The organism is Lipingzhangella halophila (assembly GCF_014203805.1).
Classification (GTDB): Bacteria; Actinomycetota; Actinomycetes; order Streptosporangiales; family Streptosporangiaceae; genus Lipingzhangella; species Lipingzhangella halophila.
This window is the reverse complement of sequence record NZ_JACHJT010000002.1, coordinates 404,788-423,303: the sequence shown is the minus strand read 5'-3', so window position 1 is coordinate 423,303 and position 18,516 is coordinate 404,788. Positions and strand designations below refer to the sequence as shown.

General features: G+C 70.3%; 14 protein-coding genes and 1 tRNA gene. 4 read left to right on the top strand and 11 right to left on the bottom strand.

What is annotated here, in order from left to right:
* Positions 1–49: 49 nt before the first annotated feature.
* A complete protein-coding gene (locus tag F4561_RS28915) occupies positions 50–1,528 on the bottom strand; it encodes an alanine/glycine:cation symporter family protein (RefSeq protein WP_184584874.1) in 1,479 nt (492 codons plus the stop codon).
* Between the two features lie 291 nt (positions 1,529–1,819).
* Here F4561_RS28915 and F4561_RS28910 point away from each other — a divergent pair, with 291 nt between their 5' ends.
* Positions 1,820–3,475 carry an apolipoprotein N-acyltransferase gene (locus tag F4561_RS28910; protein ID WP_184584873.1) on the top strand — a complete coding sequence of 552 codons (1,656 nt, stop codon included), beginning with the start codon at positions 1,820–1,822 and terminating at the stop codon, positions 3,473–3,475.
* An 80-nt stretch (positions 3,476–3,555) separates the two neighbouring features.
* On the opposite strand, the gene F4561_RS28905 is transcribed toward F4561_RS28910, so the two are convergent.
* Positions 3,556–3,644, bottom strand: a tRNA-Ser gene (locus tag F4561_RS28905).
* 76 nt (positions 3,645–3,720) lie between these two features.
* Positions 3,721–4,272 (bottom strand): SigE family RNA polymerase sigma factor, encoded by a 552-nt coding sequence (locus F4561_RS28900; protein WP_184584872.1) that lies wholly within the window; start codon positions 4,270–4,272, stop codon positions 3,721–3,723.
* A 293-nt stretch (positions 4,273–4,565) separates the two neighbouring features.
* Between F4561_RS28900 and F4561_RS28895 the strand changes: the two genes are divergently transcribed.
* Together F4561_RS28895 and F4561_RS28890 are read left to right on the top strand one after the other, a co-directional pair.
* Positions 4,566–5,507 (top strand): hypothetical protein, encoded by a 942-nt coding sequence (locus F4561_RS28895; protein ID WP_184584871.1) that lies wholly within the window; start codon positions 4,566–4,568, stop codon positions 5,505–5,507.
* 3 nt (positions 5,508–5,510) lie between these two features.
* Positions 5,511–6,380 carry a MauE/DoxX family redox-associated membrane protein gene (locus tag F4561_RS28890; protein ID WP_184584870.1) on the top strand — a complete coding sequence of 290 codons (870 nt, stop codon included), beginning with the start codon at positions 5,511–5,513 and terminating at the stop codon, positions 6,378–6,380.
* 378 nt (positions 6,381–6,758) lie between these two features.
* On the opposite strand, the gene F4561_RS28885 is transcribed toward F4561_RS28890, so the two are convergent.
* The gene (locus tag F4561_RS28885) at positions 6,759–7,460 is read right to left on the bottom strand and encodes a hypothetical protein (protein WP_184584869.1); all 702 of its coding nucleotides are present in this window, start codon (positions 7,458–7,460) and stop codon (positions 6,759–6,761) included.
* A gap of 159 nt (positions 7,461–7,619) precedes the next feature.
* Here F4561_RS28885 and hisC point away from each other — a divergent pair, with 159 nt between their 5' ends.
* On the top strand, positions 7,620–8,711 hold the full coding sequence (gene hisC / locus F4561_RS28880) for a histidinol-phosphate transaminase (RefSeq protein ID WP_184584868.1): 1,092 nt from the start codon (positions 7,620–7,622) through the stop codon (positions 8,709–8,711).
* A gap of 122 nt (positions 8,712–8,833) precedes the next feature.
* Here hisC and F4561_RS28875 read toward each other — a convergent pair whose 3' ends face one another.
* From F4561_RS28875 to F4561_RS28845, 7 genes are all read right to left on the bottom strand, one after another.
* Complete coding sequence (locus F4561_RS28875) at positions 8,834–10,087, bottom strand: transcriptional regulator (protein ID WP_221446428.1); 1,254 nt, start codon at positions 10,085–10,087, stop codon at positions 8,834–8,836.
* Positions 10,088–10,351: 264 nt separating this feature from the next.
* Complete coding sequence (gene murA, locus F4561_RS28870) at positions 10,352–11,653, bottom strand: UDP-N-acetylglucosamine 1-carboxyvinyltransferase (protein ID WP_184584867.1); 1,302 nt, start codon at positions 11,651–11,653, stop codon at positions 10,352–10,354.
* Between the two features lie 466 nt (positions 11,654–12,119).
* Complete coding sequence (purB, locus tag F4561_RS28865; RefSeq protein ID WP_184584866.1) at positions 12,120–13,427, bottom strand: adenylosuccinate lyase; 1,308 nt, start codon at positions 13,425–13,427, stop codon at positions 12,120–12,122.
* Between the two features lie 33 nt (positions 13,428–13,460).
* Positions 13,461–13,871 (bottom strand): type II toxin-antitoxin system VapC family toxin, encoded by a 411-nt coding sequence (locus tag F4561_RS28860; RefSeq protein ID WP_184584865.1) that lies wholly within the window; start codon positions 13,869–13,871, stop codon positions 13,461–13,463.
* Positions 13,871–14,128, bottom strand: coding sequence for an AbrB/MazE/SpoVT family DNA-binding domain-containing protein (locus F4561_RS28855; protein WP_184584864.1), 258 nt, complete (start codon positions 14,126–14,128; stop codon positions 13,871–13,873). Before F4561_RS28855 ends, F4561_RS28860 begins: the two co-directional genes overlap by 1 nt.
* A 164-nt stretch (positions 14,129–14,292) precedes the next feature.
* Positions 14,293–16,362: a WD40 repeat domain-containing serine/threonine protein kinase gene (locus tag F4561_RS28850; protein WP_184584863.1), complete on the bottom strand. Its 2,070-nt coding sequence runs from the start codon at positions 16,360–16,362 to the stop codon at positions 14,293–14,295.
* 5 nt (positions 16,363–16,367) lie between these two features.
* Entirely contained in the window at positions 16,368–18,449 is a 2,082-nt protein-coding gene (locus F4561_RS28845) for a WD40 repeat domain-containing serine/threonine protein kinase (protein WP_184584862.1), read from the bottom strand.
* Between the last annotated feature and the right edge of the window lie 67 nt (positions 18,450–18,516).

The window sequence follows — 18,516 nt, the reverse complement described above, 5'->3', positions numbered from 1 at the left end:
TGAAGGGGCCGCTTCCACGAGAGCCTTACTTGGGGAGGAGCGTGGGGGCTCAGGTGCGGGTTGTGGTCTCTTCCCCGGGTTCCCAGCACTCCACGCCCCGGAGTTGCGGGAGGCGGTCGCGGGTGAACACCGGGTCGATGCCCTGGCGGAGCTGGTCCCGGTAGTCGCGGAGCACCAGCACCACGACACCGGTGAGCGGGGCGAGAGCCAGCAGGTTGACCACGGCCATGAGCCCCATGGTGGTGTCGGCGAGGTTCCAGATGATCTCGACGGTGCCCACCGAGCCCAGGAACGCCGCCGCCAGGAAGATGAACTGGAAGCCGAGGAGGGCCCGGCCCGGTTCCCCCCGGGCCAGGAAGTAGACGTTGGCCTCGCCGTAGTAGTAGTTGCCCAGCACCGAGGTGAAGCACAGCAGCAGCAGGATGGCGGTGATGGCGTGCACCGCCCAGACCCCGAGGCTGTCGAGCAGCGCGCCCTGGGTGAGCACCGGTCCGAGGTCCTCGTCGCCGTAGGACGGGTTGGACACCACGATGACGAACGCGGTGATGGAGCAGATGATGAGGGTGTCGACGAAGACCCCCAGTGTCTGGACCAGGCCCTGCTTGGCGGGGTGGGTGACGGACGCGGTGGCGCCGGCGTTGGGGGCGGAGCCCAGGCCGGCTTCGTTGGAGAACATGCCGCGCCGGACACCCTGGACGATGGCGGTGCCCACGGCCGCGCCGCCGAACTCCTCGATACCGAAGGCGCCCTGGACGATCTCGGTGAACACCCGGGGGATCTGGTCGACGTTGAGGGCCACGACGATCAGGCCCAGCACGATGTAGGCGAGCGCCATGAACGGCACCAGCGCCTGCGCCACGTGCGCGATCCGGCGGACGCCGCCAAGCACGACCAGCGCGCTCGTGCCCACGATCGCCACGCCGACCAGGAGCTTCACGCTAGTGGAGAGGATGGCCGCGTCCGCCACCAGCTCACCGGTGCCGGCGATGGCCACCGAGGTGGAGATCGCCTCGGCGATCGAGTTCGACTGGGTCGCGGTGAACGTGAGGCTGAACGTCACGATGATGGCGATCGCGAAGATCACGCCGGCCCAGCGGGCGCCCAACCCCTTCTCCATGTAGTAGGCCGGGCCGCCGCGGTAGCCGGTCCGGTCGCGCTCCTTGTAGAGCTGGCCGAGGGTGGACTCCACGAAGCTGGCGGCTCCCACCAGCACACCCATGATCCACATCCACAGCACGGCCCCAGGGCCGCCGATGGCGATCGCCCCGGCGACGCCGACGATGTTGCCGGTGCCGACGCGTGCCGCGGCGGAGATCGAGAACGCGCCGAACGAGGAGACGGCCCGCTTGCCGTCCGGCGCCACCTCGGGATTGCTGCGCATCTGCCGGACCATCTCGGGGATCATCCGCACCTGCACGGCCCCGAGCCGGAACGTGAAGTACACGCTCAGGAGCACGAGGAGCGGGATGACCAGGAACTTCCAGTAGCCGTCGTTCAACCAGACGATCCATTCGTTGATTGTTTCCACGGCTCCGCACGCTCCTTTGCTCTGGCTGCTGCCCTACGCGGAACCGTTGACGGTAGAACGTTCCAATCTGCCTTGAAAGGGGCGAATCGCCCGCATTGCCTACCCGTTGCCGGATGCGTATGGTTCTGTAACCGGACGCTCACCGTACGGGCGGGTACAGCAGTGCGCCACCCGCGCGCCCAGCGCGGCGCCGCGAGAGAGTCCCCACCCCGTTCCCTGCGGAAAACCACAGGTGAGCCCGATGGCCGACCGCATTCCGCGCGGCGGTACGGGCCTCGTAATTTTGTCGGCATGCGACCACCCACGCGCTCGGACCACACCGCCCCAACCGATGACCGCGGCACCGCGGACCCCGCCGCGTCCGCGTGGACACCGGTGGTCCGGCCCGCGACCCGCTGGCTGTGGCTCGTCGGAACCGCGCTCGCGGTCCTCGCGGTACACAGCAACTGGCACGTCGCGATCGCCGCGTGGCTGTTCCCGATCTTCCTGATGCGCTATGCGCGGCTGCGCCCGCCCCGGGTCGGTATCCCCAGGGTCGGGTTCGCGATCGCCGTTTCGACGATCGCCTGGCTGGGATCAGCGTCCCTGCTGTTCGCGGTGAACACACTCATCCTGCCCGTCTTCGCGGCCCTCACGGTCCTGCAGGCGTTGGCCTTCGCCGCCGACCGTCTGGTGGCGACACGACTGGAGGCCAGGAGCGGGTTGCTGTCAACGTTGGTCTTCCCGGTCAGCCTGGTCACCGCCGAGTACCTCTTCACCCTGCTGCTCCGCTTCGGCGACTACGGCGCGCTGGGCTTCACACAGCACGCGAACGCGCCACTGATCCAGCTCGCGTCGGTCACGGGCGTCTACGGTGTGAGCTTCGTGGTCGCCTGGTTCGCCTCGGTGGTCACCTGGGCGTGGGGCGCGGGATTCCGCTGGCCCGTGATCCGGCGGAACGTGCTGGTCTACGCTGGCGTCCTGGCCATGGTCCTGGCCGCGGGCGGGATCCGGCTGGCCTTCCTCGCCCCGACCACAGACACTGTCCGGATCGCCGGAATCAGCGCCTCGGCCGACGCCATGCGCGCGAGCAGCGACGCCCAGGAGCGGGCGGGGATCCCCTACGGGGACGCGGCCGACGTGGCGGACGCCGACCAGGGGGAGGCGAGCGCCGCGTTCGCACCCGTGACCGACGAACTGGTGGCCAGTACGCAACGCGAGGCGGCGGCCGGTGCCCGGGTCATCCAGTGGCCGGAGACGCAGGCCCGCGTGCTGGAGAGCGACAAGGACGCGTTGGTCGACGAGGTAGCCGACATCGCGCGCGACGAGGAAACCTACGTCAACCTGGCCTTCGCGCTGTACGGCACCGAGGAGCCGCGCCTGCGCAACGTGGCCGTCCTCATCACGCCGGACGGCGAGACCGCCTGGACCTACGACAAGGCCCAGCCCACTCCGATGGAGGCGTTGCGGGGGATCGAGCCCGGTGACGGTGACGTTCCGGTGACCGACTCCCCGATCGGCCGGCTGGCCACCGTGATCTGCTACGACGCCGACTTCCCGGACCTCATGCGGCAGGCCGCCGGGAAGGACGCCGCCCTGGTGCTCGTCCCCGCCAACGACTGGCTCGGCTACGAGAACCTGCACGCCGAACGCGCCACGCTGCGGTCGGTGGAGTACGGATACGCGCAGGTCCGCCAGTCGGCCAACGGCCTGTCCACCACCATCGACCACCAGGGCCGGGTCCTCGCCATGTCGGACCACTTCACGACCGACCGGCAGACCATGATCGCGGAGGTTCCCGTCCAGCCGCGGACGGCGACCGTCTACAGCGCCATCGGCGACGTGTTCGCCTGGCTCTGCCTCGGCGCAGCGGCCGCGCTCGCGGCGCTCGCCGGTCACCAGGCGAGGCGGGGACGCCGCGAACCGGATGGGGGCGGCGCTTCTCGGATGCCCCGTATAGGGCGGTAGAGCGCTATGGACTGAGACCCAAACGGGGACCCCACGAAAAACCGGGGCCCTACTCGGCGAGTAGGGCCCCGGTTGACCTGCGGAGGATCGGGGATTTGAACCCCGGAGGGCGTTGCCACCCAACCGCATTAGCAGTGCGGCGCCATAGACCGGACTAGGCGAATCCTCCTGGCTGGGATAAGCGTACCGAGCGCGAGGGTACGGGCGCAAAGCGGTTGGTCCCGCGTCTCAGGCGGTGAGGTGTTTCAGGTGGTGGCGCGCTCGATGATGAGGTCCGCGTCGCGGCGGAGGCGGGCTACGGCGCGGGAGATGGTGCTCTTGACGGTGCCGATGGTGACACCGAGCCGTTCCGCGATCTGCGCCTCGCTCATGTCCTGGTAGTACCGGAGGATGAGGGTGGTGCGCTGGCGCTCGGGTAGCCTCTCGACCGCGCGGTGCACCACGTCGTGCAGATCACTCTTCCAGGTGGGGTCGTCGATCCGCTGCTCAGGGATGTCGTTCGTCGGGTAGATATCCAGCCTGCGGCGGCGCCACTCCGAGATCTGGGTGTTCACCATCGCACGGCGAACGTAGCCGTCCCGGGCGTTCGGGTTGGTTATCCGGTCCCAGGCGAAGAACGTCTTGACCAGTGCGGCCTGCAACAGGTCCTCGGCGTCGGACGGGTTGTTCGTCAACGACTGGGCCATGCGGAGGAGCGCGGGGCCGCGCTCGTTGACGTAACGCGAGAACTCCGCGTACCTGGATTGCCGCGTTGTCTCGGGCACAGAATCACCGACCCGGGCCGTCTCGCTGAGCATGCTGGTTGCGCGTCTAAGGCTGTGTCCTGGAACACGACGTCGCCCTTGTGGTCACTGTTGCCTGGAAGAAGTAATCATTAGCTCTTATCTCGCTCATCTTCTGTCAAACCGAACGATTCCGGCACGAGTCCACGCGCTGTGGACGTGCCGCACCCGCCCACTATCCACAGGGCTGTGCATGAAGACATGGCGCACGGATGGCCGATGGAGCCGGGCACGCCGAACCGCGGTGTGGCCTGGGGCGGACTCGGCAGCCCGGACCGGGAGAATGGAGCGGCGCAGCGGAAAGGGGATTGAGCGTGGACGTGGCGGACCGCCGGCGGCTCGCCGCGGCGTTGCTGGGGTCGAAGGCGGCGCCCGAACCCGAGCAGGCCGTCCACCGGGTCGCGCGCGGCGAGGTCATCGCCGCCAGCGCGCACACGCTGCACCTCGCGACCCCCAACGGCGAGGAGAGATTCCTCTTCGCGGGGACCGCGTCCTTCTGGCGCGGCGGGCCGGCCGCCCCGACCGAGCTCCGCCCCGGTGACGACGTGGTGCTGCGCCATGCGGCCGGCGGCCGGTGGGTCGCCGAACGGGTCTGGGCGCGGATCGCCAGGGTGACCGGGATCATCAGCGCACGCTCCGGCGACAGTGTGGAGGTGGATGCCGGCCACGACCGCCCGCGCGTGACGGTGGTAATCCCTTATCGGGTGTCCGGACGCATGGCGGTGCGCCACCCGGTGCTGGAACCCGGCTACCTGTTCGACGCCGTGGGGATGTGGCGCGATGGCGTGGTGCACGCGGTCCGCCCGGCCACCACACAGCCGCCGGTTCCGGTCGGCGAGCTGCGGCCGCGGCGCCCGGACGGGGAGCGCGGTCCGCGGGTCTCGGGCACGGTGTCGTGGTACGACCCGGCCGGCGGCGACCCCACCGCGGAGGAGGCACACCTTGCGGGCGCCGCGTACCCGGCGCTGGACCCGGCGAGCGACTGCGGCTGCGCACCGGTCCGCGGCTGCCTCCCGCTGCCGCTGATGTCCATTGGGATGACGCTCCGGCTGCGCAACGACGACACCGGCGACAACGGCGTTGTTCCCATCGTGGCCTGCGGTTCCACCCTGGCGCATTTCTGCGACCGGTGCGCCGCCGGCGATACGGGGCAGAGCGGTCGGCTCGCGCGTCTGACCCTCCTGAGCTTCGTGGCTCTTGGCGGAGACCCCGATGCGGGGTGCTGCAACGCGACGATGGCAACGGGGTGAGCCGTGCTCGACGCCGTTCGTGAGATCCAGCTTCCGGTCCTCGCTCTGCTGTTGCTGCTGGGTGCGGTCAGCAAGCTCACCGGTTCCGACACGCGCGGTGGGGCGAGTCTGCTGCCCGTGCGGGCGCGCCCCTGGTTCACCCGGGCGCACGGCGCGGTCGAGGTGCTGGTCGCGGGTGCGCTGTTGGTGTTGCCCGGGCAGGTGGGCGACGCCGGCCGGATGTGGGCCGCGGCGCTCTTCGCCGGGGGAGTGGTCGCGCTGTTCGTGCTGCGCCGCCGGGACCCCGAAATGGGGTGCGGCTGCTTCGGCGGGCTGAGCACCACCCCGATCGGGTGGCGAGTGATCGCGCGCGCCGCGGTGTTCGCGGTCGCCGCGGCCGCGACCGTTGGGGTGGACGGCTCGGGGCTCGGTGTGCTGGGCGGTCTCACCGGCTGGCACGCAGCGGTCATCGCCGCCGAGGCCGCACTGCTGGCCGCGCTCTCGCCCGAACTGGGGGAGCTCACGCTGCGGCTCGCGCGCCGCGAACGGTGCGACACGCGTGCCGTTCCGATGCGCCGCACGCTGGCGCGGCTGCTGCTGAGCGACGTGTGGCGGGCCAGCACCGCGGTCGTGACCAGCAGGAGGCCGCTGGATGTCTGGCGCCAGGGGTGCTGGCGCTTCCTCCGCTACGCGGGGCGCCGCGACGGGCGGCCGGTGGACGTCGTGTTCGGCGTGCCGCTCGACGGGCGGCGCTCGGCGGTACGCGCCGCCATCACGGACGCGGAGACCGGCGCGACCCTGTCGGTGTTCGAGAGCCGCCGGACCGTACAGACGCCTCGGTTCCGGCGGGAAGAGCTCCGCGATGTCGCCGGGATCAGCACGCTGGGACGCTGACCGGCGCCGGGGGCATAGGGGTGCGCACGGGCTCTATGGCATCGGGCCCTATACGCCCGTCTAGCCCGGGTTCTGGAGAGTCGTAGACACTCCTCGACGGCGGTGCTCCCGCGAGCTTCGGTGGACGCGCGAGAGGGGCGGTGGCGTCCGGCGGAACGGCGCGCCGCCCACCCATCCGGACGCGTTCCCAGCCGGTCTGGCCGGCCTGGTGGGCCAGGCCGGCCAGACCGGTGTGCGAGCCTGGTCACGATCTCGCCTCCGTACGGCAGGTGTCAGTAGTCCGAACTCCCGTTCGGTTGTCGGCCGACCCTGCCGCCCTCGCAGGCGAGACGCCACCCCGGCGCTTGGCGCGTGTGGACGGACACCGCCACCGCTGGGTCAGGCGAGGACCTGGTTCTCGCGCTCCACCGCGGCCTGCGCGAACTCCAGCAGGGTCTCCTCGTGCTCGGAGCTTTCCTCCGCGCCGAGGACCGTTGCGGTCGCGAGGTGATCGTTGTTCCGGTACACGAGGGTGTACTTGTGGATCGCCTCCCCCTGGGCCTCAGCCCCGGCAACGAACGCGCGGGACTCGTCGCCGACCGTGTCCAGGTCGAGTTCCCGGATGGTGTACACCGTGGTGGTGCCGTCCTCCAGGGTGGCCTGGTAGCTGGAGCACTCCTCGGGCGGCTCCGCGCGCACCGCCTCTGTCGCGGTGCTCTCGCCAGGCTTGAGGAGCGTGTGCGTGATGGAGTTCCCTTCCTGCGGGTAGTTGGCGAGCGACGCCGGGGCGTCGCGGACCTCGGGCAGTTGCGTCCACGGGTCGACGGCGTTGACGCAATCAGGCTTGTCCAGGTTCGTGGACTCGCGCAGTTCCTCCGTCTGCTGGGTGGCGCTGAGCTCCGCGTACGTGCCTTGCTCGGTGTGCTCGGCGTCGACCTTGGCTTCGCCGAACTCCACGAGCTGTGCCTGGTCCAGCTTGGTAGCCACGTTGGCCTCTGAGTCGCCCTGAGCGTTGTCCCGCTTGTCCTGGCCGCCCTCGTCGGGAGCGGAGCATCCGGCCAGACCGGCGAGGAGGGCCGCGGCGCCGGTGGCGGCGATCACCGACCCGCGTGATGGCCGGAGGGCTCGCGTTGCTGTCCAAGGGTGATGCATGGTGAGCTGTTTCCTCTACTGTGCGATAGGGCCGCTGGGGTTCAACGGCGGACTTCCAGCGAGAATCGCCGAATGTAGCTTCGGCGTTACACAAAGTATCGAGGAAGGATGACGGTGTCGGCGTCGAGTTCTGCATATTTTCGGGACGTCCTCGAAACGATTCCCGGCTACCAGCCGGGCCGCAAGATCGAAGGGCCTGGCGGCCGGTCGGTCAAGCTCTCCTCCAACGAGAGTCCCTACGGCCCACTGCCATCGGTCCTCGACGCCGTCTCCGCGGCCGCGACGCAGCTCAACCGCTACCCCGACACCTGGGCCGCCGAGCTGACCGCGGCCCTGGCCGAGCGCTTCGAGGTTCCGGAGGACCACCTGGCTCTTGGGGCCGGTTCGGTCGGGGTGCTGCAGCAACTGCTCGCAGCCACCGCCGAGCCGGGCGTGCAGGTCGCCTACGCGTGGCGGTCCTTCGAGGCGTACCCGCTGCTCGCCGACCTCTCCGGAGCCGCGTCGGTGCGGGTGCCACTGCGCGCGGAGACCCACGACCTGGACGCCCTGGCCGAGTCGATCACCGACCAGACCCGCATGGTGCTCGTGTGCAACCCGAACAACCCCACCGGCACCGCTGTGCGTGAGGAGGCCCTGACCGCCTTCCTCGACCGCGTGCCCGAGCACGTCCTGGTGGTCCTGGACGAGGCGTACCGCGAGTACGTCCGCGACCCGCAGGTGCCCGACGGCCGCACGCTGTACCCCGACCGCCCGAACGTCGCGGTGCTCCGGACGTTCTCGAAGGCCTACGGCCTGGCGGCGCTGCGTGTCGGTTTCCTCATCGGGCACCCGCACGTCGCCACCGCGGTGCGCAAGACCATGGTGCCGTTCGCCGTGAACCACGTGGCGCAGGCCGCCGCGTTGGCGTCGCTGGCCGCCGAGGAGGAGCTACTGGAACGCGTGGCGCACACGGTGAAGGAGCGCCAACGGGTGCGCGAGGCCCTGCTCGCCGACAACTGGAACGTCCCACCCACCGAGGCCAACTTCGTGTGGCTGCGGCTCGGCCCGCACACCCTGGACTTCGCCGCCGCCTGCGAGGCCGCCGGTGTCGCGGTGCGCCCTTTCGCCGACGAGGGTGTACGGATCAGCATCGGAACGCCCGAGGAGAACGACGCCATGCTGGCCGTCGCGCACTCCTACCCCCGGCGCAACCGCGACTGACAGTGTCCCCAAGGTCGGCCAACCGGGTTCGTGGGCCGTGACCGGATGAGCCCCGCACCCCCGACCGAAAAAAGCCCGGGAGGCGCACGCCTCCCGGGCCCTGGCAGTGTCCGGCCACCGGCTCAGCGGCTGGCCTTGTCCTTGTCGATCTTCTCCACGATCAGCCGGTAAAGCTGGCGCGGCCGGCCCGGCTGGAGGGTCCGATTCGGCGGCAGCGGCCAGGCCAGGCCCTCCTCGACCAGGGTGCGCAGCAACCGCCGGGCCGTGCGCGGCGTGACGCCGAGCATCCGCCCGGCGTTCTCGGCGTCGACCACCAGAGGGCCCTCCTCCTCGGCGATCTTCTCCGACAGCCGCAAGAGGGTCTCGCGGCCCTTGGTCCGCAGCGGTTCCGGCGTCTGCTGGCGCTGTGGCGCGCGCTGCGCGGGCACCAGGGAGCGCCCCTCCCGATCCACCGCGAAGCTCTGCCGCGTGGCTTGCGCCCGGCTCAGCGCGGCACGTGCGTGGGTCTCGGCGTCCTGGGTGGTACGCCCCATGCCGATACCGACCTCGATGGCGATACCGAGCTCGGCCTTGATCCGCTCGACGAACGGGGGCTGCCGGAACCCCTCGGTCGCCGACACGAGGGACCCCCGGGTGGCGGTGACCATGAACGTGTGGTCGTCGACGGGGTGCGCGGTCGCGTTGATCCGGTGCGCCTCCTGCAGCAGGAGGCGCTGCAGCGCCAGCCGCAGCTCGTCCCGCCAGTAGCGGGGGGTCGAACGGCGGGTGGAGTCGCGCAGGGTGGGCACGTCCACGATCACCACCCCGAGTTGGGCCTCCTCCAGCCGGTGGTGCGCACCGAGCAGCCCGGCCGTCTGCAGGGCGCTGCGCACCCCCGCGTTGGTCGGGCGCAGCCGCATTGTCGGCACCCCGATGGCCTCCAGCCGTTCGGCAACGCCCCGCACGCAGGTGATGGCCATCTTGGTGACCTTGCGCCGCCACAGCCCTTCGTGGAACGAAGTTAACTGGGAGGTGCTGGTCAGCTCCTCGTGGACGTGGATCCCGTCGACCGGGAGGTCCACCTCGGAGTAGGCCTCGACGACATCAGACCGCCCGAGGACGTCGAGACTGGCCCGGGTGGGCTCGAATCTCTCGTCCAGCGTGGCCCGCAGGAGGGCCTCGTGGAGGCTGGCCCCGCCGAGCGGCACGTATGTGGCGGGCATGGTCAGCACCCCGGCCTTGCGTGCGAACTCGTAGGGGACGGGACTCGCGAACAGATAAGCGTCTATCGCGGATCCCAGGCGCAGTACCTTGTCGGTCGCCTCTTGCTCGTCTCGATAGGCGGCGGCGATGAGTCTGGCGTTGAGGGGACCTGTCGACCCGGGGCCCATGAGCATGACGCGTTCGACCACCTCATGCGGCCCGATGACACCAATTGTCAAATCGCCAGTACGCTGCGCACTCACCTCGGGCTGCTCCCCGCTACCATTCCACGTTCTTCACTATGTGCGCCCACTGGTTTCCCGAACTGATTCCTGTCACGGCACGATTGCCGAGATCGTACCCATTGTGCGGCGCCGATGAAGATCGTTTCGCACAGAACGCTGAACCGCCGTGTGCGAGGCACTCCCGCACCCCGGCGTGAACTGGGTGTCTACCGTCTAATTGCCGTCGACACGCGCCACATCGGCGCCGAGAGCGGCCAGCCGCGAAGCGAACTGTGCGTGACCGCGATCCACAAGGTAGCCCGGAGCGACGAACGTGTCACCTTCGGCGACGAGTCCGGCGAGCACCAGGGCCGCGCCAGTGCGGAGGTCGTGCGCGACCACCTCGGCGCCCTGCAGCCTGGTCGCGCCGTGCACGATCGCCCGGGTGCCGTCGACCTCGATCTTGGCGTCCATCTTGTTCAGCTCGTCGGCGAGCGCGAAGCGGCCATCGTATATGGCCTCGTGGATGTAGCTCTCGCCTTCGGCGAGTGTGGCCAGGGCCACCAGCGGTGACTGCAGGTCGGTGGCGAATCCCGGATAGGGCGAGGTGACCGCGTTGATCGGGCGCAGCGTCTTGCCCGGGTCGCGGTGGACGTGCAGGACCGCGCCCTGCTGGGTGAACTCCACGCCCATCTGCTCCAGCTTCCAGCGCGCGACACCCAGGTGCTCCAGGTGCGCGCCGACCAGGCTGACGTCGCCGCCGGTGGCGGCCGTCATCATCGCGAAGACGCCGGCGTCGATGCGGTCGGACATGATCGTGTGCTCGACGGCGGTCAGCTCCTCGACCCCCTCGACCGTGATGAAGCCGGTGCCGCCGCCCGAGATCTTGGCCCCCATGCGGGTGAGGAACTCGATGACGTCGAGGACCTCGGGCTCCAGAGCGGCGTGCTCGATCACCGTGGTGCCGGGCGCGAGCACCGCGGCCATGATCAGGTTCTCGGTGCCGGTGTGCGACGGGGTGTCGAGGTACAGGTGCCCGCCACGCAGGTTTCGGGCTTCGACGCTGATGTGGTTCCGGTCGGAGTCCTCGGTCACGTTCGCGCCGAGGCGGGCGAAACCGCGGTAGTGGAAGTCGAGATTGCGGCTTCCGAGGTTGCAGCCGCCGACTCCCTCGATCACCGCCTGGCCCGTGCGGTGCATGAGGGCCGGGACGAAGAGCACGGACCCGCGGAACCGCGACGCGATGTCCGCCGGGAGAACGGCCCGATCCGGGTCGTTGAGCTGGGAGGCGTCAATGACGATCGTGCGCTCGGTCTCGTGGAACTGCACTTTCGCACCGATGTGCTCGGCGAGCTCCAGCGCACGGTGGACGTCCTCAATGATCGGGACATTACGCAGTACGGTACGTCCCTTCGCCGCGAGCAGGGCGGCACCAATCATTGGCAGGACGGCGTTCTTCGCACCCTGGATGAACGCGGTCCCGTTGAGGGGACGGCCGCCACGGACGCGGTAACGAACCTCCTGGCCCATGCTCATAGCTCCTTCGTGAGGCGGATTTAAGGGTCGTACTCGTCAACATCGTCGGGTCTGGCTGTGTGTACTTGAGATGTGGTTTCCACGCGGAGGGTTCCGACGAGAACGGCGCAACCTCGAAGCCACCGGCATCGATCCGCGCCCGACTCTATAGCAACACATGTCGCGCGCCCTGCGAATCTCCCACCGGCGACTTGGCGACCGGGTTACCGAGCCGTGGGGACGCACTGGTTGGCCCATGGCGCGGAGGGGGGACCGTCGTGTGGACGTGGACACGTGGGGACGTGAAGGGGACCAGCCCGACGTGGGACGGGTCCTACTGTATGCGCTGCCCGGAGCGTTCCAGGCCAGCGTGGCGCGAATCACCGCGCCCAGAGGGCATCCGCCGGGCCGGCCCGCGGATCCGGGCACGCGCCCGCCGGCCCCGGCCGCGTCCGCGGCGCGGGACAGCGGGCGCGTGCCGCAGGAGTCAGGCCAACGCCTTCAGTTGGTCGAAGACACCTTCGAGGCGCGACACGAACCGCTCCGGCCGGCACACCTCGTCCAGCCGTTCCTCGTCCAGTGTGACGTCGCGAGCGGCGGCCTCCGCGCGCAGCGTGTCGCGGAACGGGGCGGCCGTCTCCCAGGTCCGCATCGCGGCCGCCTGCACGAGCGCGTACACGTCCTCGCGCGACATGCCGATCTCGATGAGTTCCGACACCACGGTCGAGGAGTAGATCAGCCCGTTCGTGGCGTCAAGGTTGGCCCGCATCCGGTCGGCGTCCACCACCAGCCCGGAGACCAGCCTGGTGGTCAGGTTGAGCAGGTAGTCGGTCGCGATCGCGGCGTCGGGCAGCGAAATGCGCTCGGTGGAGGAGTGCGATATGTCGCGCTCGTGCCAGAGCGGGATCCCCTCCATCACCGGGACGATCTGCGCGCGGACGTTGCGCGCCATGCCGCAGATGCGCTCCGACATGATCGGGTTCTTCTTGTGCGGCATGGCACTGGACCCCTTCTGGCCCGCGCCGAACGGCTCCCACAGCTCGCGCACCTCGGTGCGCTGCCCGTGCCGCACCTCCAGAGCGACCGCCTCGCACACGCTCGCCATGATCGCCAGCGCCGACACCCATTCGGAGATGCCGTCGCGCAGCACGACCTGGGTGGAGACCTCGGCCGGGCGCAGCCCGAGATGCTCCGCGACGTAGCGCTCGACCGCCGGGTCGATGTTGGAGTAGGTGCCCACGGGCCCGGAGATCGCCATAACCCCGACCGCCTCACGCGCGCGGCGCAGCCGGTCGCGGGAGCGCGCCATACCGAAGGCGAAGTCGGCGACCCGGTGCCCCCACACGTCGGGCTCGCCGTGGATCCCGTGGGTGCGGCCGACACGCAGCGTCTTGCGGTGCTTCAGCGCGTGCTCGCGCAGCGTGGCGACGAGCCGGTCGGCCTTGTCGAGCAGGATGTCGGTGGCCTCGGCCAACTGCGCCGCCAGCGCGGTGTCCAGCAGGTCGGAGGAGGTCATACCGAAGTGCACCCAGGCGGCGGCGTCGCGCGGCTCGGTGTTGTCCGCCCACGCGGTGAGGAAGGCGATCACGTCGTGCTGGGTGGTCGCCTCGATCTCGGCCACCCGCTCGGGTGTGGGCGGCGGCGCCGCGCGCACCGGCTCCACAGAATCGGCGGGCACCGTGCCCGCGGCGGCGTGCGCCTCCAGCACCAGGGTCTCGACCCGGCACCAGAGCTCGTACTTGTGGGCGTCGCTGAAGACACGCCCCATCTCAGGAAGGGTGTAACGCTCGATCACGCACACATCTTCGCAGGTTCAGGAGGGGTGGTGTCAGGCGGTGACTCGTTCGACGAGTTCGTCGGGTGCCTTCTTGGCCAGCCCTTGGTCCGCGGTCAGTAGGATGCCGTCCTGTTGCTCCTGGGCCGTAGCGAGGATGAGGGCATCTGGAAGGCGGAGAGTGGGATTGCCTGCGCGCAGGCGGGCCGCGCTCTCCGCGATGGTGCTGTCGACATCGAACGAGTCGTCTGTGATCTGCGAGAGCGAGGCCGCGAGCCGATCGACCCAGTCGTCACCGTGCTTGAGTGCGTGGACCATCAGCTCCGACCGCGTGATGACGGAGATACCGAAGGCCGATCCCGCGGCCTCGTGCTTTTGGCAGGCCTGCGTTGCCGCAGCGTGCATGGTGTCCGCGGGGTCCAGCAACGAGCTGATGATATTGGTGTCGAGGATAGTGATGCGCACTACCGTTCCCACTCGTCACGGAGCGCGTCGATGTCGAATTCTTCGCTGAAACCGGGAATCGTCCCGACATTGTCGAAACGGCTTGTAGGTCGACGAATCTCGATCCGTCCAGGACCAGTCAGGACGAACTCGACGGCATCCCCGGGTTCGAGGCCCGCGGCCTCCAGGTCGGCGATCGGGATGGTCACCTGGTGCTTCTGAGAGATGCGCCCGGGACGCCCTCGACGACGGCGCTTAGCCTTTACTTTCTCGCTCATACGTCAAGGTTAGAAGTCCAGGGCCGTACCTGTCAGGCAGTTTGGGCAACTGAGGACTACTCCTGCTTGGCCACGCGCTGGGCGGTGCCGCTCCGATAGGACGCGCCGTGCGGCCCGGTCTGCTCGACGGCTTGGTAGGCGTGTTGGCGGCCCCGGGAAGGGACTCACGCCAGACCGTCGATGTCCCATTCGACGAGCCGGTCCTGCGCGTCAACGGCGCGCAGGGTTTGGCCGTCGTCGGTGAACGCGATCGGGGCGCTGCCCTCCGGTTTGGTCATGGACGCGACCCTCTGCTGGGGGTCGGCGCGCCAGATGTTGATGGCGCCCGCCACCCCTGAAGCGGCCACGAGCTCGCCGTCGGGGCTGATGGCCACCGAGTCGATCTCGGCGTCGCCGGTCGCTCTGGGGAGAGGGCTCGCGGACACGTTCCCGGAGAAGGCGGTCTCCATGTAGTAGGCCATGTCGCCCAGGGCGAACACGGCGGCGTCGCCGTCGTTGCCGACCGCGATGGCGGTCACCGCCTTGTGGGTGTCGGACATCGTGCCGGCCTCTCCGGGAGTCCCGTCCGGGGCCTCCTCCATGGGGAGGGTCTCGGCGGCGTGGATGTCGTCCTGGTCCATCTGGAGCTGGGACCCGCTCCCAGAGCTGTCGGAGCTGCTGATCGCGATGGTCCGCAGTGCGGTGGCGCTGGCGACGAACTCACCGTTCCGGCTCAACGCGATTTCGGTGACCGGGGTGTTCTCCACGCCCTCGACGTCGCCGCCGTGTGATGACGAGGTCTCGTCTCCGCCGCGATGGACGGAGAAGGAGTTCCGTTCTTCGCCCACCGCGTACTCGTCGGGGGCGGAGCCGAGCGCTACCGAGGTCGGGCCGAAGCGGTCACTAGACGTCCCGGTCGTCTCCGCGCCGCGCCCCAGCGCCAGTTTGCCCCCGTCTCTCTCGTCCTGCTCGTCGAGGACGACCGCCCAGCCGCCGCCGGTCACGCCGACGGAGGCCGGTGCCGCGTCCTCGGGGAGAGCGGCCTGCTCGGGGGGTTGGCTCCGCGCGTCCAGGTCGACCGTCACGAGTGGACCGCCCGGCTCCGCGGCGACACGGGCGTAGTGCTGGCCGTCGAGCGAGATCGCCTGCAGTGTCGGGGAGGCCGCGGGCAGGTCGATCCCGAGTTGGGTCGTTGAGGCGGGGTCGAGAACGCGCACCGGAACCTCCTCTCCGCCGAGGCCGGGGGTGTCCACCCCGGCGAGGATGGCCGCTCCCAGGGCCAGTGCCGCGCCCCCGGCCAGGCTCGCGCCGCCCCACCCAGCCGGGTGCCGCGCGACGCGGGCGAGCCGCCCGCGGGCGCGCCCCGCGGTGCCGGGAACGCCGGCCAGGGTCGCGCGCTCCCGCTGCGTGACGAGCTGGGCGATGGAGCCTTCCGGGTTCCACTGGACCCGCCCGGGAGCGCCGCCCACGGTGCGTAGCACCTCACGCGCGTTCGGGCGGCCCTCCGGGGCTTTGGTGAGGCAGGCCGCGACCAGGTCGCGCAGGGGCTCGGGAACCCCGCCGAGTTGGGGATCCTCCCGGACGACGCGGTAGATCACCGAGGCCGGAGGCTCGGTCCCGAACGGCGGTGCGCCGGTGGAGGCGAAGGAGAGGATCGACCCCAGGGCGAAGACGTCGCTCCGGTCCGTTACGTCGTGCCCTTCGGCCTGCTCGGGGGAGAGGTAGGCCGGAGTCCCGAAGCCGCGGCCGGTGTGCGTGGCCGTGGCCGCGTCCAGGGCCTTGGCGATGCCGAAGTCGATGACCCGCGGTCCGTCGGAGGTGAGGAGGACGTTTCCCGGTTTGAGGTCCCGGTGTACCAGCCCGGCCCGGTGGATCGCGTCAAGCGCCTCGGCCAGGGCCGCGGTCAGTTCCCGCAGCTCCGAGCCCTCGATCGGGCCGTGCTCGCGGACGGCCGCGGACAGTGTGGGGCCGGGCAGGTACTCCGTGGCCAGCCACGGCATTGTCGCCCGCACGTCGGCGTCGATCACCGACGCGGTGTAGACCCCGCCGACCTGCCGGGCGACCTCCACCTCGCGCGCGAACCGGGTACGGAAGCCCGGGGCGGCCGCCAGGTGGGGATGTACGACCTTCAGCGCGACCCGTCGCAGTCCCGGCGACCGCGCGAGGTAGACACGCCCCATTCCCCCGGAGCCGAGGCGCGCCAGGATCTGGTAACCGCCCACCTCACGCGGGTCAGTCTCGTGCGGGGACTCCATGCCGGTCAGTCCAGCTCCCAGACGTAGGAGTCGTCGGCGATGCCGGGTGCGGCCATGCGGTCGCCCTCGGGGGAGAGCGCCACGTCCTCCACGACGGTCAAGTTGTCCTGGTTGGATCTGGCGTCGTCCGGGATCGGCAACTGCGTGTCACCGGCCACTTCACGGGCATTGGCGTCGATGACCGCGGGCTTCCAGCCTCCCAAGACGAACAGCCTGCGACCGTCGGGGTGGTACACGAGGCCTGGAGGCCCGTCCTCCTCCACCGGGAGGGTGTCCATGTTCTCGCCCGTCGCGGCGTCCCAGAACCCGAGTTCCTCGCCGCCCCAGGAGGCCAGCAGAGTGGAGCCGGGTTGGAACGCGAGCCGCTGGTTCCTGGCGCGGTCGAGGTTGATCTCCGCCACCTCGTTGCCTCCCGTAGTCCGCACCACGACGCTGCTGTGGGAGTTCGCGTAGGCGACCAGGGTCCCGTCGGAGCTGACGGCCACATGTTCGCCCCCGTTCTGTCCGATCGTGCCGGTCTGCTCGGCCGTCTCGGGGCCCCACAGAGTGGTGTCCTCGTCCTCGTTGGAGATGATGAGCTCGCTGTCCGCGTTGAAGGCGAGGCCGGTGGTGCGCGACCCGCCCGCCGCGTCGATCGTGTTCAACTCGTCTCCGGTGGTCGCGTCGGCGATGAGGAGGCTTCCCGAGTCCTCCTCGACGACGGCGAGGAACGCGCCGTCGGGCGAGACCACCGGTCCGCCGTCGGCCTGGAGTTCGCTCTTGTACTCGATGTCGCCGGACTCCGCGTCGAGGGCTGTCACCGTGCCGTGGAGGGAGGTCAGGTAGAGGAGCTTGCCATCGGGGGAGAACTCGGCCTCCTCGACAATCTCGTTGTCTTCGATGTTGTCGGTCTCCTCGCGGGTGTCGTGTGCGGCCACCGGCGTGAAGGTCGGCACGGCCGCCGGCTCCGCCTCGGGTTCCTCGGGGGGCCGCTCCAGGTCGATCTGGTCGGCCACCCAGTCGTCGGCCCCCTCCTCGCCGGACGCCGGTGAATTCTCCTCGTTCTCGCCGGGAAGGAGCCGGGCGGCGACCAGCGTCCCGGCCACGAGCACGGCGAGCGCGCCGGCGCTGACTGCGAGGATCCGGCCGGTGCGGCGCCGTGGCGATCCCTTCTGCGGCTCGGGCGGCTTGGGGGGCGCGGGCGGTGGGGCGACGGGAACGGCGTGCGCCAGACGCCGCGTGTCCTCCTCGCGTTGCCGGACCATCGCGGCCACCGCGGGGGGCAGGGCCGCTGACCCTTGCGCGAAGTGATGGAGAAGGGTGTCGAGGTCCGGACGGTCGCCGGGGTCCTTGCGCAGGCAGTGCGCAACTACGTCGCGCAGGCCGGGCGGCACCGCCCCGAGGTCGGGCTCGTCCCGCAGCAGCCGGTGGATCACCGACGGGACCGAACCGGTGCCGAACGGTTCCCGTCCACCGCAGGTGTAGCAGAGCACCGCGCCGAGCGAGAACACGTCGCTGGCGGCGGTACATTCCCGCCCGTGCGCCTGCTCCGGCGACATGTAGCCGGGGCTTCCCAGTGCCTGGTTCGTGGCGGTCAGGGCGGTGGCGTCGGCGGCCCGGGCGATCCCGAAGTCGATGATGCGCGGCCCGTCCGCGGACAGCAGGACGTTGCTGGGCTTGAGGTCGCGGTGGACCAGGCCCGCGGTGTGGATGGAGCGCAGTGCCTCGGCGAGTCCGGCCCCGAGGGCGCGGGTCGCGGGCTCGGGCAGCGGCCCCGCCGCGTGCACCGCCTCGCCGAGGGAGGGGCCCGCGATGTGGGCGGTGGCCAGCCAGGGCGTCGGCGCGTTGGGATCGGCGCCGACGATCGGAGCGGTGAAGGCTCCGCTTACGCGCGAGGCGGCGGTGACCTCGCGGTCGAACCGGGTGCGGAACTCCGGGTCGTCGGCCAGGTGCGGGTGGACGACTTTCACCGCCGCCAGCCGCCCGCCCTCGGACCGTCCCAGGTACACCTCTCCCATCCCGCCCATTCCGAGATGGCCGATGACCTGGTGGCTGCCGATCCACCATGCCGGTCCGGTCGTGTCCGGCGTCGAACCCGTCGTGTCCATGGTGGGTCGCTCCTCGGCTCAGGCACGGTTCGTCCCGCACAGTGGAGGGGGAGGGGGTTTACCGGCG